Source organism: Taklimakanibacter lacteus (assembly GCA_003576695.1).
Taxonomy (GTDB): Bacteria; Pseudomonadota; Alphaproteobacteria; order Rhizobiales; family Aestuariivirgaceae; genus Taklimakanibacter; species Taklimakanibacter lacteus.
The window spans coordinates 480,494-493,267 of the sequence record QOZQ01000002.1 but is presented as its reverse complement, the minus strand read 5'-3'; the positions used below and the strand labels follow the sequence as shown (position 1 = coordinate 493,267).

The 12,774-nt window shown below is 64.0% G+C and carries 15 protein-coding genes; 7 read left to right on the top strand and 8 right to left on the bottom strand.

Annotated elements, in window-relative coordinates; all coding sequences use genetic code 11:
• Positions 1–57 precede the first annotated feature (57 nt).
• Entirely contained in the window at positions 58–786 is a 729-nt protein-coding gene (locus DT068_RS05420; protein ID WP_119388751.1) for an outer membrane protein, read from the top strand.
• A 196-nt stretch (positions 787–982) separates the two neighbouring features.
• Here the strand turns inward: DT068_RS05420 and DT068_RS05415 are convergent, their stop codons facing one another.
• A complete protein-coding gene (locus DT068_RS05415; protein ID WP_119388750.1) occupies positions 983–1,708 on the bottom strand; it encodes an outer membrane protein in 726 nt (241 codons plus the stop codon).
• 129 nt (positions 1,709–1,837) lie between these two features.
• Complete coding sequence (locus DT068_RS05410) at positions 1,838–2,728, bottom strand: glycosyltransferase family 10 domain-containing protein (RefSeq protein ID WP_119388749.1); 891 nt, start codon at positions 2,726–2,728, stop codon at positions 1,838–1,840.
• Between the two features lie 65 nt (positions 2,729–2,793).
• Here DT068_RS05410 and DT068_RS05405 point away from each other — a divergent pair, with 65 nt between their 5' ends.
• From DT068_RS05405 to DT068_RS05395, 4 genes are all read left to right on the top strand, one after another.
• A complete protein-coding gene (locus DT068_RS05405; protein WP_119388748.1) occupies positions 2,794–3,069 on the top strand; it encodes an HPr-rel-A system PqqD family peptide chaperone in 276 nt (91 codons plus the stop codon).
• 67 nt (positions 3,070–3,136) lie between these two features.
• Positions 3,137–3,286: a hypothetical protein gene (locus tag DT068_RS27915; protein ID WP_162914012.1), complete on the top strand. Its 150-nt coding sequence runs from the start codon at positions 3,137–3,139 to the stop codon at positions 3,284–3,286.
• A gap of 46 nt (positions 3,287–3,332) precedes the next feature.
• The gene (locus DT068_RS05400; protein WP_119388747.1) at positions 3,333–4,442 is read left to right on the top strand and encodes a glycosyltransferase; all 1,110 of its coding nucleotides are present in this window, start codon (positions 3,333–3,335) and stop codon (positions 4,440–4,442) included.
• The gene (locus DT068_RS05395) at positions 4,439–5,371 is read left to right on the top strand and encodes an ATP-grasp domain-containing protein (RefSeq protein ID WP_119388746.1); all 933 of its coding nucleotides are present in this window, start codon (positions 4,439–4,441) and stop codon (positions 5,369–5,371) included. The genes DT068_RS05400 and DT068_RS05395 overlap by 4 nt, the downstream gene beginning before the upstream one ends.
• 136 nt (positions 5,372–5,507) lie before the next feature.
• Here the strand turns inward: DT068_RS05395 and DT068_RS05390 are convergent, their stop codons facing one another.
• Positions 5,508–7,040, bottom strand: a complete 1,533-nt coding sequence (locus DT068_RS05390; protein WP_119388745.1) for a YifB family Mg chelatase-like AAA ATPase — start codon at positions 7,038–7,040, stop codon at positions 5,508–5,510.
• A 136-nt stretch (positions 7,041–7,176) separates the two neighbouring features.
• Between DT068_RS05390 and DT068_RS05385 the strand changes: the two genes are divergently transcribed.
• A complete protein-coding gene (locus tag DT068_RS05385) occupies positions 7,177–7,464 on the top strand; it encodes a hypothetical protein (protein ID WP_119388744.1) in 288 nt (95 codons plus the stop codon).
• Between the two features lie 4 nt (positions 7,465–7,468).
• Here the strand turns inward: DT068_RS05385 and gshB are convergent, their stop codons facing one another.
• The 3 genes from gshB to rsmI are packed head-to-tail and all read right to left on the bottom strand — an operon-like array spanning position 7,469 to position 9,654.
• Positions 7,469–8,407 (bottom strand): glutathione synthase, encoded by a 939-nt coding sequence (gene gshB, locus DT068_RS05380; RefSeq protein ID WP_119388743.1) that lies wholly within the window; start codon positions 8,405–8,407, stop codon positions 7,469–7,471.
• 1 nt (position 8,408) lies between these two features.
• The gene (locus tag DT068_RS05375; RefSeq protein WP_119388742.1) at positions 8,409–8,789 is read right to left on the bottom strand and encodes a YraN family protein; all 381 of its coding nucleotides are present in this window, start codon (positions 8,787–8,789) and stop codon (positions 8,409–8,411) included.
• A complete protein-coding gene (gene rsmI / locus DT068_RS05370; RefSeq protein WP_119388741.1) occupies positions 8,749–9,654 on the bottom strand; it encodes a 16S rRNA (cytidine(1402)-2'-O)-methyltransferase in 906 nt (301 codons plus the stop codon). The genes DT068_RS05375 and rsmI overlap by 41 nt, the downstream gene beginning before the upstream one ends.
• Before the next feature lie 83 nt (positions 9,655–9,737).
• On the opposite strand from rsmI, the gene DT068_RS05365 reads away from it, so the two are divergent.
• Positions 9,738–10,880 (top strand): penicillin-binding protein activator, encoded by a 1,143-nt coding sequence (locus DT068_RS05365; protein WP_162914011.1) that lies wholly within the window; start codon positions 9,738–9,740, stop codon positions 10,878–10,880.
• Between the two features lie 135 nt (positions 10,881–11,015).
• On the opposite strand, the gene hemW is transcribed toward DT068_RS05365, so the two are convergent.
• Both hemW and rdgB read right to left on the bottom strand, forming a co-directional pair.
• A complete protein-coding gene (gene hemW / locus DT068_RS05360) occupies positions 11,016–12,161 on the bottom strand; it encodes a radical SAM family heme chaperone HemW (RefSeq protein WP_119388739.1) in 1,146 nt (381 codons plus the stop codon).
• Entirely contained in the window at positions 12,148–12,759 is a 612-nt protein-coding gene (gene rdgB, locus DT068_RS28295; RefSeq protein ID WP_368904462.1) for an RdgB/HAM1 family non-canonical purine NTP pyrophosphatase, read from the bottom strand. The genes hemW and rdgB overlap by 14 nt, the downstream gene beginning before the upstream one ends.
• Positions 12,760–12,774 lie beyond the last annotated feature (15 nt).

Sequence of the window (12,774 nt, the reverse complement as noted above, 5' to 3'; positions counted from 1 at the left end):
CTACCGGCAGATTTTGTTTCAGGTAAGCTTTGGCCGAGCAACGGGAGAAGTCGGGCAATGAGAGTATTCCTGCTGGCGGCATCATCAACGATTGTTTTGGTGGCTTTGTCGGGTGCTGGGCTCGCTGCGGACCCTGTTGCTTCTTCACCTCATGACTGGTCTGGGCCGTATATCGGCGCTTTTGGCGGCTACGCGTTTGGTGATTCAGATGCTTCTGATCGCGGAAGTGGCTTCTTTGACGAAGGAGCGGAAGGCTTGACGTTTGACCTCGACCCCGATGGTTTTGTGGGAGGCCTCGACGTTGGCTACAATTGGCAGGTGAATGCTCTCGTCTTTGGCGTCGAGGCGGAAATTGCCTATAATTTCACGGATGAGTCATCTGTCGTGTTTGTGGGTGAGAACTCGAACGGCATCGTTGATGACGATCATGCCAGCGTCGAATATGGCTTCCAGGGCGCACTTGCCGGTCGCCTCGGATTTGCGGCTGACCGGGTCTTGCTCTATGCGAAGGGCGGCTTGGCCATAGCCGAGATCGAACAATCCGCGGGTGATCTGGATTTTGGCGGCGTGGTGGATCCCTCGGACCTTGCATCATTTTCGAAGACGCTGCTGGGCTATGTGGTGGGAGGCGGCATCGAATTTGCCTTCAGCGATTCCCTGTCGACTTTCGTCGAGTATAATTATAGCGACTTCGAGAACACCTCGGTGACGAACCTGGACGGGAATAATGTACGCTTCAGCAACAGCCTGAATGTCGTGAAGGCGGGCATCAATTTCCATTTCTAGCCTGACCTGGGTCGTATACTCGCAAACGGCAGGCAAATGACCGAGAGATGGTCCAAGCTCCGAAGGGGGGTGCCATACCGCACCGACGATATGGTCTGACCGAGTTTGAATGGGAAATGCTCCAGCCTTTGTTGCTGAACCGAAAAGGCTGGTCACACTTTATGGAGGCCATGTCCGCGCATGGCACTCGCCGCTTTTACATCGAATTGCCGAAATGCCAGCTCAGACCGGCGCGAACGGCATGAAATTCCAGGTCGGCCTCGCTTTCCCTCTGGCCTTCGGGAAGGTCGAGCTCGACTTCGATCTTGCCGAGATCGGTATAGCGATATTCGAGGAACGCGCTCAGCGCGTCGGTGACGGCATATTCAACACCGCCGCCGATCGTCCAGCCCCATTTGGTTTCCTGGTTGTCGGCGTTCGTGTCCGAGATATTGTTGTCGATCGAGAGCTCGGCGCCGCCAACCGCAAGGCCGCCCGTTGCATATAAGAGCGCACGATCAGCCGCGAAGCCGACGCGCAGCCTGAGTGAGCCCAGCCAGTCGATCTCACCATCGAGATCCGAAAGTGCGAAGTCGTTGATCGAGACTTCGGTATCGCCCTTCATGTCGGCGTATTCGATATCGCCCACGACGCCGAGGATCAGGCTATCCGACTGCCAATTGTATCCGGCATGAAGCCCGCCGACGAAGCCATCGAGATCCAAGGAACCGCTGTCCTCTTCAAACTCGAAGGGTGGCGGACCATTCTCCGAGTTCTCGGTCGATGTATCGTTGTTGCCCCAGGCGTAGCCGCCCTGCAAACCGATGAACGGCCCGGTCCAGTCATAGACTCCGGGCTCGGAGATATCGGCGGCTCGAGCGGCGTTCATGCTGGCGCTCACCAGAAGGACACCGGCGCCTGTCAAAATAAACTTATTGACCATGAAAAGTCCCCTGGAGGCCCCCGATTCCTCGCAGGCACTCTGACGATACGGTCGGGAACCGTCAAGTGCCGGGGGATGGATCGGGGCGATTGTATCGACGGTGTAACATTAAAGGCACTGTTCGCATCCTCATCGGAGCGTCCGAAGCGCCCGGCACATCCGGTACAGCCAGGGCTCGGCCTCCAGGTCCAGGAGCCTCTTGAAGCTCTGGCGAAAGGGTTCTTGTCGCCAAGCGAAATAGGCCGAATAGGCGGCTTCATCCGCTGCCAGCTCCTTGAGAAATGCGGCCAATTTCCCCGGGTCCGGAAAGTCGGCCGCACTAATGAAGCAATTTTCGCCAGGGGCGAAATCCTCGATATTCGGCGCCCCGAGATAGACCGGCACGGAACCGGCCTGCAGGGGCTCGAAGAACTTCTCAGTGACATAGTCCCGGCTGCAGGCGTTCTCGAAAGCGATGGTGAAGCGGTAATGTGCAATGGCGGCGAGCTTGGACGGGATGCCGCGATCATCGGGCAGGACGCGGTTGCGCATGAAAGTGCCATAGGAATCGATCGTCATATGCCGTCCCAGTTCCCGCAAATAGGCCTGGCGTCCACTATGGTCGAACCGGCTCGACACGAAAGACGCGGCCAGGACCGGCTGGTACTTCTCAAGTGGCGGGCGGCGGAAGGCCTCGACCATCATACTCGGGATCACATAGGTCACCGGCGCGTCCGAGGTGAGCCGGTAGGTCATTGTCAAATCGAAATGGCGCATGAACCTGATATTGCGCGACCAAGGGTAATGTTCATCGCATTCCATCGACCAGCCGACCCACCGCTGCCCCGGCCGTTTCTCGAAAGGGAACCGCCAGTCCCATTCGGACCTGACGATCATCTGGCCCTGCCTCCAGTCGGGAAGATGAAAGATCACGACATCCGCCTCGGCGAGGCGCGCCCGGTCGATGGTGATCTCCACTTCCGGCGGGTATGGCGCCTTGGGCAGGTTCCCGCCCATCGAATCGTGGATCAGGATCAGCATCGTGAGAACCTAGCGAGCGGCGCGCAATTGCTCAATCACGGGCAAGGCGATAAGAATTTCGCCGTATGACGAAAGCTGAACCGTTCTACCGCCGTATCGGCGGGCTTATCCGCGATGAGATCGAAGACGGCTATTTCGTCAGCGACGGCGCACGCGGAAAGGTCCACTTTCTGAACCCTACCGCTGCGGCGGTCTTCGAACTCTGCGATGGCGCGCATGACGCCGACGCCATCGCCTCGGTACTTGCCACCGCCTTCGGCCTCGCGACTCCTCCCAAGACCGATGTCGAAGCCTGTCTCGCCTCCCTCCGCGCCGAGGGACTCATCGAGGCCGTGCGTTGACAGTCCACGGCGCCGTAATTACAAGTAGCGTCGCAGGGATGGACCCGAGGCAGAGAAGGGCTGTGACATGGCTGTCATTTCCACCAACGCGATGCCGGATGCGCTGAAGAAAGTGGCGGCACTTGCCGGCGCCAGGTATGAAGCGCCGAAGATCCTCTCCTACGCGCTCGACGATGTGAAGCCGATCGATCAGATGGCCTCGACCGGCAACGGCTGAAGATTTCCGAGCACAGCGACCGCCCCATGATGCGGCGGGGCGCGCCATGACCCGGGTGAGCGTCTGCGCCGCCATGATCGTGCGTGACGAGCAGCATTTCCTGCCGGGTTGCTTGGCCTCGCTCGCGGGGCGCGTCGATGAGATCGTCATCGTCGACACCGGCTCGCGCGATGCAACGATCGATATCGCCAACAGCACCGCCGGTGTCCGGCTGCTGCATCATCCATGGACGGGCGACTTCGCCGCCGCGCGCAACAAGGGCCTCGATGCGGTGCGCACCCAATGGGTGCTCTATATCGATGCCGATGAGCGCCTGAATTTGCCGTCCGGCGGCGCGCTCGGCGATTACATCGACGCCGGCGCGCTTGCCGGCCTCGTGCGTTTCAGGCCAAAGACAGGCTATACGCGCTATCGCGAATGGCGGCTGTTCCGCAGCGATCCGCGCCTGCGCTTCGAAGGCCGCATCCACGAGACGGTCGAGCCCATCATCCGCGCGATCAGCGCCCGCGAGGGCCCTGCCATCCAGCAGACCGAGGTCGAGCTGGATCATCTGGGATATGATGGCGCGCAGGCGCATAAGCATGCACGTAACCGGGTACTCCTCGAAGAGGCGGTGCGCGCCGATCCCGACCGCGCCTATCTGTGGCAGCATCTCGCCGAGACGCAGGCGGCGATGGGCCGCCCGGAAGAAGCCAAAACCGCGGCGCTCGCCGGCCTCGCCGCCGCCCAACGCCGGCCTTCCGACAAGCAGCATGCCGCCGCCAGCCTGATCATACAGTTCCTGGCGCGTCGCGCGATCGAGGAAGGCGAAGATCCGCTGGCGCTTATCACGGACGGGCTGGCGCGCGTGCCGGAGGACCACGCCCTCGTTTTCGTGCACGGCCGCGCGCTTCTTGCCACCGGCCGGCCGGAAGAAGCGTTCGCCATCGCGCGGCGCCTTGCCGCCATCGATCCCGACGCGCTCACCGATCGGATGCTGGCCTTCGATCGCCGTATCTTCGAAGAGCAGGCCTGCGAGCTGGCGGCGGTTGCGGCGCTGCGCCTCGGCCGGCATGCCGAGGCCGCAGCCTGGTTCGAGAAGGCCGCGCGCTTCGCGCCCGATAATCTCTCTTACCGCATAAGGGCCAAGGCGCTCGCCGCGAGCGCTGTTCCATGACGGCCAATTTCCATCTCGTCCTTGTCCATAGCGCGGGATGGCAGGCGATCGCCGACTTCGAGACGATCAAGCGCCATGTCGAAGAACTGGCGCCCGATATCGAAGTGTTCATCGTCTCGAACGAGATGCCCTCATCTTATACGCGCAAGAAAGCGGCGGCGCGGCCGAGCCTCGTCTTCTCGCCGATCAGGCTGCTCGCCTTCGCGCCGGCGCGCGGCAAGGTCTATGCCGGGCAACCGATGTCCAAGCTCGTCGAGATGCAGAAGCTCGCCGCCGGCGGCATGCGCGTGCCGCGCTTCGAGGAGATCCGCCCCGGCACGACATTGTCGCCGGAAGACTACGGGCCTCATACGATCGTGAAGGCATCCTACGCCTATGCCGCCTGGGGCCAGGGAATCGAATTGCACCTGACGGAGAGTGTGCGTTACCGGCCGCCGGAAGACTATCCGAAAGACCATCCCGGCCGCCGTGCGCCGATGGTGGCGCAGGCCTATATCGATTGCGGCCATGCGATGAGCTGCCGCGTGCTCACGCTCTTCGGCGCGCCGATCTTCAGCTATCTGCGCCGCGCGACGAAGCCTCTGGCGCTCGCCGGGAGGATCGGGCCGTTCGCAGTGCCTGATTTCCTGCCGGCGCCGCCCGACATGACGGCCCATGTCACCGAGGAGCCCGACATGCTGGCCTTTGCGGCCAAGGCCTATGAAGCCATGCCGGAGGTGGCGCTGCAGGCCTGTGATATTCTGCGCGACAAGGAGGGCGGGCTTCATCTTCTCGAAATCAATCCGGGCGGCGGCACCTGGATGTTCTCCAGCAAGAACGCGCAGATGTACAAGGACCGGCTCGGCACCGACGATCTGTCGGCCTATTTCGATGCCTTCCGCCTCTGCGCCCGCCTTCTCGTCGAGCGCACGCGGGCCGAGGCGGAATGAGCCGGGATCTCGTCGGGCGGTGGAAGTTCGACCTCGAGGATCCGCCATGTGCTGGATCCCGTATTGTCCACGGTGGAATCGACTTCCGGCGGCAGGTGGAATATTGATCTGACTTCACCATGAATCACGCCGCGAATCACGCCGCCTGTCGGAACGCCGCCAGCTTCTGGCGGTAGCTCAGCGCCTCGACGATATGGAGACGGCCGATGCGCTCTTCGCCGTCGAGATCGGCGAGGGTGCGCGCCACGCGCAGCACGCGGTGATAGCCGCGCGCCGACAGCATCATCGCTTCCGACGCCTCCTGCAGGATGCGTAGACCCTGATCGTCGGGCCGCGCGATCTCTTCGAGAAGTGCACCGTCGGCTTGCGAATTGGTCGCGATCCGCGCATGGCCCAGTTTTGCGAAGCGTGCCCGCTGGCGATCGCGGGCCTTGGCCACGCGTTCCGCCACTTCGGCGCTGCCTTCCTGCGGCGGCGGGCGCGCCAGATCGGCGGCGCGCACCGCGCCCAATTCGATCTGGATATCGAGACGGTCGATGAGCGGGCCCGACAGGCGGCCCTGATAATCGCCGGCGCAGCGCGGCCCCTTGCGGCAGACATGGCCGGGCTCGCCCGCCATGCCGCATTTGCAGGGGTTCATCGCGGCGACGAGCTGGAAGCGCGCCGGATAGGTGACGTGATAATTGGCCCGCGCCACCTGCGTGTCGCCCGTCTCCAGGGGCTGGCGCAAGGCGTCGAGCACGCGCGGCTGGAATTCAGGCAGCTCATCGAGAAAGAGGACGCCGTGATGGCTCAGCGAAATCTCGCCCGGCTTCGCCTTGAGGCCGCCGCCGACAAGTGCGGGCATGCTGGCCGAATGATGCGGCGAGCGGAAAGGCCGCTTCCTCGTCACCTTGCCTTCGGCAAGCTCGCCCGCGAGCGAGGCGATCATGCTCGCTTCCAGCATCTCGCGCGCATCCATGGGCGGCAGGATCGAGGGCAGGCGCTGCGCCAGCATGGATTTGCCGGCGCCGGGAGGACCCACCATCAGCATGTGATGGCCGCCGGCCGCCGCCACTTCGAGCGCCCGCTTGGCCGCTTCCTGGCCCTTGATGTCCTTGAGATCGGGAAGCTTCACCCCGTCCTCGGCGATGCCGGGCTTCGGGCGCGCCAGGATCTGGGCGCCCTTCACATGATTGAGGATCTGGATGATGGTGTGGGGCGCCAGGAGATCGAGCTCATCGCCGGCCCAGGCGGCTTCCGGCCCGCAGGCTTTCGGGCAGATGAGGCCGAGGCCGCGGGAATGGGCGGCGATCGCCGCCGGCAGCGCCCCGGTGACGGCGCCCAATGCGCCATCGAGGCCCATCTCGCCGATCACGACATAGCGGTTGAGGAAATCCTGCGGCAGCACGCCCAGTGCCGCGAGAACGGCCAGCGCGATGGGGAGGTCGTAATGGCTGCCTTCCTTGGGCAGGTCAGCAGGCGACAGATTGACGGCAAGCCGCTTGCCGGGGAGCGCCAGGCCGACCGCAAAGAGCGCCGCACGCACCCGCTCGCGGCTTTCCACCACCGCCTTGTCGGCGAGCCCAACGATGTTGAACTGCACCTGGCCCGACAAAAACTGGGCCTGGACATCGACCGGCACAGCCTCGATGCCCTGGAAGGCGACCGTCGTTGCATGCGCCGTCATGGGAGCCCCCGTTGAGCTGCAAGAAGTCTATCCCGAGGTCAGGTCAATCGTCAAGAACGTTTCGGGAACATCAACCAAATGCCTCTGGCCTATTCAGTCGCGGCTGGGCAATCTCTCCGGAAATTAATTACACAGAATGGCGGTCGGGTTGATCATCGGCATTCCCTGGTTCAAACGCAAAGATTGGGTGGCGCTCAAAGCCATATTTGCTGATGCGCATGCCCTTCACGACACCTACGAAGAATGGCGAAGCTCAGTTCGAAAGGTCGAGCATCGCATGCGGGAGGAAGGACATCTGATCGAGAGAATTGACCTCGAGCCCGAAAGCTTTGTGCAATGGTGCGCGTTGAGAGGCCTGAGAACCGACGCCAAGGCGCGTGCCAGCTTCGCGTCTGAAAAAGCTCGCGAAAGACACCCTGACTAGGTGATCACCGCTTCGCCTCGATCGCATCCCATATCAGCGCGGCGATATCCGGCCCGCCGAAGCGCTTCACCTGCCGGATGCCGGTCGGCGAGGTGACATTGATCTCGGTCAGATAGTCGCCGATCACGTCGATGCCGACGAAGATGAGGCCGCGCTTCTTGAAGTCGGGGCCCAGACGCTCGCACATCTCGCGCTCGCGCCTGGTCAGCTCGGTGGGCTCGGCCTTGCCGCCCACATGCATGTTGGAGCGGTTCTCATTCGCCGCCGGCACGCGGTTGATGGCGCCGGCAATCTCGCCATCGACCAGGATGATGCGCTTGTCGCCCTTGCGCACTTCGGGAAGATAACGCTGCGCGATGAAGGGCTCGCGGAAGTTCTGGGTGAACAGCTCGACCAGCGAGCCGAAATTCTGGTCCTCGCCGGCGAGCCGGAAGACGCCGGCGCCGCCATTGCCGTAAAGGGGCTTGAGGATGATCTCACCATGCTCCTTGCGGAAATCCGCAAGCTCGCGCGGATCGCGGGTGATCAGCGTCGGGGGCATCAGATCGGCGAATTCCACCACATAGAGCTTTTCCGGCGCGTTGCGCACCTCCTTCGGGTCGTTCACCACCAGGGTCTTCGGATGGATATGCTCCAGCATATGGGTGATGGTGATGTAGTTCATGTCGAAGGGCGGATCCTGGCGCATATGCACCACATCGAAGGCGCCGAGATCGACGCGCTCCTCCTTGCCCAGCGTGACATGGTTGCCCTTCTCGTCGCGCAAGGCGATGGGATGGCCGGTGGCGAACAGCGTCCTGCCTTTCAGCGCCAGTCCCCTGGGTTGGTAATAGAAGAGCTCATATCCGCGCTGTTGCGCCTCGAGCATGATGGCGAAGGACGAATCGCCCGCAATATCGATGCTCTCGATCGGATCCATCTGCACGGCAACACGAAGCTTCATTTCAGTCTTCCACGGTGAAGGCATTGGGGATATGGCGCGGCCACTGGTAGGGGGAGACCGCGACGATGTCAAAGCGGCAGATGCCCAAGGCGGCCCTGGGGTCCTTCGCCATCCAGATGCGCGCCGCCGCGGCGATGCGGCGGATCTGGAAATCGCTCACCGCCGCGATGGCGAGGTCGGCATTGGCCCTCACCTTCACCTCGATGAAGGCGGTGACCTCGCCCCTGCGCATGATGAGGTCGACCTCGCCCGGGCCCGATTTGAAGCGGCGCGCCAGCAGGCGATAGCCCTTGAGGCGCAAGCTCGCTTCCGCCAGGCGCTCGGCCCAGCGGCCGCGCCGCTCATTGCGCCGTCTTGTCTTTGAGCGCGAGGAGGCGGGCATAGAGATCCCTCTTGGCGAGGCCGAAGCGATGGGCGATCTCGGCGGCGGCCTGGCCTGCCGGCAAATGCGTGGAAGCATCGAGCAGCGCCTTGTCGATGTCCTCGGCCGCGGGTGGGGCCGCCTCGCCCGGCGGCGCCACGACCAGCGTGATCTCGCCCTTGATCGCCTCGCGCGCCTCGAGCACCGCGGCAATCTCCGCCGCCGGTCCGCGCAGCGCCTCCTCATGCAGCTTGGTCAATTCGCGCGTCACCGCCACGTCGCGCCCGACCAACAGATCGGCGATATCGCAAAGCGACGCGACGATGCGATGCGGACTCTCGAAGAAGATGAGCGTCGAGGGCACGGCCTTGAGCGCTTCAAGCAGGCGCCGCCGCTCACCCTGCTTTTCCGGCAGGAAGCCCGCGAACATGAAGCGGTCGGAGGGAAGGCCCGAGAGCGTGAGCGCTGCCAGGGGAGCGGAAGCCCCCGGAATGACATGCAGCGACAGGCCTTCGGCGATGACGGCGCGGGCGAGCTTGAAGCCGGGATCGGAGATGAGCGGGGTCCCGGCATCGCTCACCAGGACCAGTGCCTTGCCGTCGGCCAGCGCCGCCAGAATGCGGGGCCGCAGTTTCGCCGCATTATGATCATGATAGGGAACAAGCCTGGTTGTAATGCCATAGCGATGGAGCAGTTTCCCGGTGACGCGCGTGTCTTCGCATAGGATCTCGTCCGCCGCGGCCAGCGCGTTAACCGCCCTTAACGAAATGTCGGCAAGATGACCAATCGGCGTCGCCGTCACATGGAGGCCGGGCGCCAGGCTTTCGGCCTCGAAGACGACCCCTTTTATGGTATATCGGCGGCCGGCCGGCGGCTTTGTGGACATGGGTGGAGTTGGGGACATTGACGGGACTGAGTGACTCTATGGCGGCGACAATAGCGCCTCAGCGCGGCTTGTGGCAGTGGCGAATGCTGCTCATGGGTTTCCTCGCCCTGATGCTGGCCGCCTGCACCTCCTCCAAGATGGGCGACATGTTCAACGACGCCGGCGTCAAGGGCGAGCAGCTCACCCGGCAGGCGGCGAGCGGGCGCAAGATCGCGCTGCTGCTGCCGCTCTCGGCCTCGGGCGAGACCAAGCGCATCGCCCAGGCGATGAAGCAGGCGGCCGAGCTGGCCCTGACCGACATGGGCGGGTCCGGCGTCACGCTCATCACCAAGGATTCGGGCGGCTCCGCCGGCACCGCGCAGGCGGCCGCCCAGGCCGCCCTCAATGAGGGGGCCGAGCTCATATTGGGTCCGCTGCTGGCGCCCGAGGTCCAGGCGGTCAAGACCGCCGTCCAGGGCCGCGCCAATATCATCGCCTTCTCCTCGGCCAGCAGCGTCGCGGGCCAGGGCACCTATCTCATGAGCTTCCTGCCGGAAGAGGAAGTGGCGAATGTGGTGCGCTATGCGGCTTCTCAGGGCAAGCGCAGCGTGGCGCTGCTCTATCCGCAGACGCAATATGGCAGCAATGTCCAGGCCGCCCTCAACCGCTCGGCGGGCTCGAGCGGCGTCCAGATCGCGGCGAGCCAGCCCTATGCGCGCGGCCAGTCAAGCACCGCCGCAGCACAGCGCATCGCCCAGGATGTGAACGACACGTCACGCGGCATCGATGCGCTCCTCATCCCGGAAGGCGGCGAGGCCTTGCGCGCGCTGAGCGGCGCTCTCGAGCAGAACGGCATCACGCCGCAAAGGGTGACGATCCTCGGCACCGGCCTGTGGGACGATAGTGTCACGCGCGCCACACCGATCGCGCAGGGCGGCTGGTATGCGGGTGTTGCGCCCGACATGGTCGAGCGCTTCAACAGCAAATATTCCGGTGTCTATGGCTCGAGGCCGCCGCGCATCGCGAGCCTCGCCTATGATGCGGTGAGCCTCGCCGCAGGGCTTGCCCGCAGCGGCGACTTCTCCTCGGCGGCGATCACCAGCAGCGGCGGCTTCCAGGGCCAGAACGGCCTCTTCCGCTTCCGCTCGAACGGCCTCATCGAACGCGGCCTGTCGATCCTGCAGATGACGCCCAGCGGACCGGAAGTGGTGGCGCAAGCTCCCAGCCGATTCGGGGCGGGGTACTAGCGGCGCATCGCGTTGCGGGCTGGACAGGCGAACTCCCTTCGAATTCCCTGCTCCCAAACGCCGACCCTTTGATAACGCCGGGGTGGGCATTTTCTGCCCTGCAATCCCTGTTCTTTCCCTGAAACCGACGGCCAATCACGCCGCCAGCTGCGAGATCACCGCATTGAGCACGCGGCGTCCGGCATGGGTCGCGATCAGGCGGTCGCCGCGCAAGCTGACGAGGCCCATCTCGGTGAGCTCGGCCAGATGCGCGGGGCTGCGCCCCGACAACTGGCGATAGCGCGCAAGGTCGATGCCGTCGGCGATGCGCAGGCCCATCAGCAGATATTCGGCAGCCTGGTCGGCGGTCTCGATGCGTGTCTCCTCGACAACAGCATGACCGTCGGCTGCGACCCGGGCGCGCCAGGTTTCGGGATGCCGCTCGGTCGACAAGGCGAAACGGTCCGAGCCCTGGCCGATGCGGCTATGGGCACCGGGGCCGACGCCCGCATAGTCGCCATAGCGCCAGTAGATCAGGTTGTGGCGCGATTCATGGCCGGGCAAGGCATGGTTCGACACTTCATAGGCGTTCAATCCCGCTTGCGCGGTGAGCTCCTGGGTGATGTCGTAAAGATCGGCGCCCGTCTCCTCGTCGGGCACGATGAGCTTCCCCGCCGCGTAAAGATCGGCATAGCGGGTGCCCTCCTCGATGGTGAGCTGGTAGAGCGACATATGCCCCTGCTGCTCGGCGAGCGCGCGGGCAAGCTCGGCCGTCCAGGCCTCGCGCGTCTGGCCGGGGCGCGCATAGATGAGATCGAAGGAGACGCGCGGAAAGATCCTGGCCGCCAGGCGGAAAGCGGCGAGCGCTTCCTCGACCGAATGCTGGCGGCCCAGCGCCTTGAGGTCCTCCGCATCGAGCGCCTGGACGCCAACCGAGACGCGGTTGACGCCGGCCGAACGATAGCCAGCGAAATTTCCGGCCTCGACGCTGGTCGGGTTGGCTTCGAGCGTCACCTCGGCCTCGGGCGACAGCGGCCACAGTTTCGCTATTGCATCCAGCACATGGGCCACTGCCGCGGGCGGCATCAAGGAGGGTGTGCCGCCGCCGAAGAAGATGCTCGCCACCTCGCGCTTCTGCGTTCGCTCGCCGAACCAGGAAAGCTCGCGCACCAGTCCTTCGGCGAAGGACATCGCATCGACCGGCGCATGGCGCACATGCGAGTTGAAATCGCAATAGGGGCATTTGGCCTTGCAGAAGGGCCAGTGCACATAGACGCCGAAGCCTGGTTCAGAAGAGCGCATCGACAAGCTTCCGGAACGCCACGGCGCGGTGCGAGATCGCATGCTTGGCGTCGGGATCCATTTCACCGAAGGTCTGCTCATGGCCGTCGGGCAGGAACATCGGATCATAACCGAAGCCGTAGCTGCCGCGCGGCGGCCAGACCAGCGTGCCATACACCTCGCCGCGGAAATTCTCGACATGGCCATCGGGCCAGGCGACGGAGAGCACGCTGACGAAATGCGCCCTGCGCAGGGAAGGTGATGTGGCGCCTTGGGCCTGCAGCTTCTCCTCGACATTGCGCATGGCGAGGGCGAAGTCCCTGGAGGGGCCGGCCCAGCGCGCCGAATGGAGGCCGGGATCGCCATTCAGGGCATCGACACAGAGGCCTGAATCATCGGCCAGTGCCACGAGACCCGAGCCTCGCGCCGACGCTTCGGATTTGAGCTGCGCATTGGCCTCGAAAGTGGTGCCGGTCTCCTCGGGCTCGGACAGGCCCAGGCTTCCGGCCGAAACAGCCTCGACGCCATAGGGTCCCAGAAGCTCGCCGATCTCCCTGATCTTGCCGGGATTATGCGAGGCAACGACGAGCTTCTGATTGCGCAAACTCCGGCGCTCCAGGCCCCAGATGCGGGG

Bases quoted from the DNA above. Each gene is read 5' to 3' on its own strand.
- DT068_RS05420 (WP_119388751.1), top strand. From the start codon at position 58: ATGAGAGTATTCCTGCTGGCGGCATCATCAACGATTGTTTTGGTGGCT.
- DT068_RS05415 (WP_119388750.1), bottom strand. From the start codon at position 1,708: ATGGTCAATAAGTTTATTTTGACAGGCGCCGGTGTCCTTCTGGTGAGC.
- DT068_RS05410 (WP_119388749.1), bottom strand. From the start codon at position 2,728: ATGCTGATCCTGATCCACGATTCGATGGGCGGGAACCTGCCCAAGGCG.
- DT068_RS05405 (WP_119388748.1), top strand. From the start codon at position 2,794: ATGACGAAAGCTGAACCGTTCTACCGCCGTATCGGCGGGCTTATCCGC.
- DT068_RS27915 (WP_162914012.1), top strand. From the start codon at position 3,137: ATGGCTGTCATTTCCACCAACGCGATGCCGGATGCGCTGAAGAAAGTG.
- DT068_RS05400 (WP_119388747.1), top strand. From the start codon at position 3,333: ATGACCCGGGTGAGCGTCTGCGCCGCCATGATCGTGCGTGACGAGCAG.
- DT068_RS05395 (WP_119388746.1), top strand. From the start codon at position 4,439: ATGACGGCCAATTTCCATCTCGTCCTTGTCCATAGCGCGGGATGGCAG.
- DT068_RS05390 (WP_119388745.1), bottom strand. From the start codon at position 7,040: ATGACGGCGCATGCAACGACGGTCGCCTTCCAGGGCATCGAGGCTGTG.
- DT068_RS05385 (WP_119388744.1), top strand. From the start codon at position 7,177: ATGGCGGTCGGGTTGATCATCGGCATTCCCTGGTTCAAACGCAAAGAT.
- gshB (WP_119388743.1), bottom strand. From the start codon at position 8,407: ATGAAGCTTCGTGTTGCCGTGCAGATGGATCCGATCGAGAGCATCGAT.
- DT068_RS05375 (WP_119388742.1), bottom strand. From the start codon at position 8,789: ATGCCCGCCTCCTCGCGCTCAAAGACAAGACGGCGCAATGAGCGGCGC.
- rsmI (WP_119388741.1), bottom strand. From the start codon at position 9,654: ATGTCCACAAAGCCGCCGGCCGGCCGCCGATATACCATAAAAGGGGTC.
- DT068_RS05365 (WP_162914011.1), top strand. From the start codon at position 9,738: ATGCTGCTCATGGGTTTCCTCGCCCTGATGCTGGCCGCCTGCACCTCC.
- hemW (WP_119388739.1), bottom strand. From the start codon at position 12,161: ATGCGCTCTTCTGAACCAGGCTTCGGCGTCTATGTGCACTGGCCCTTC.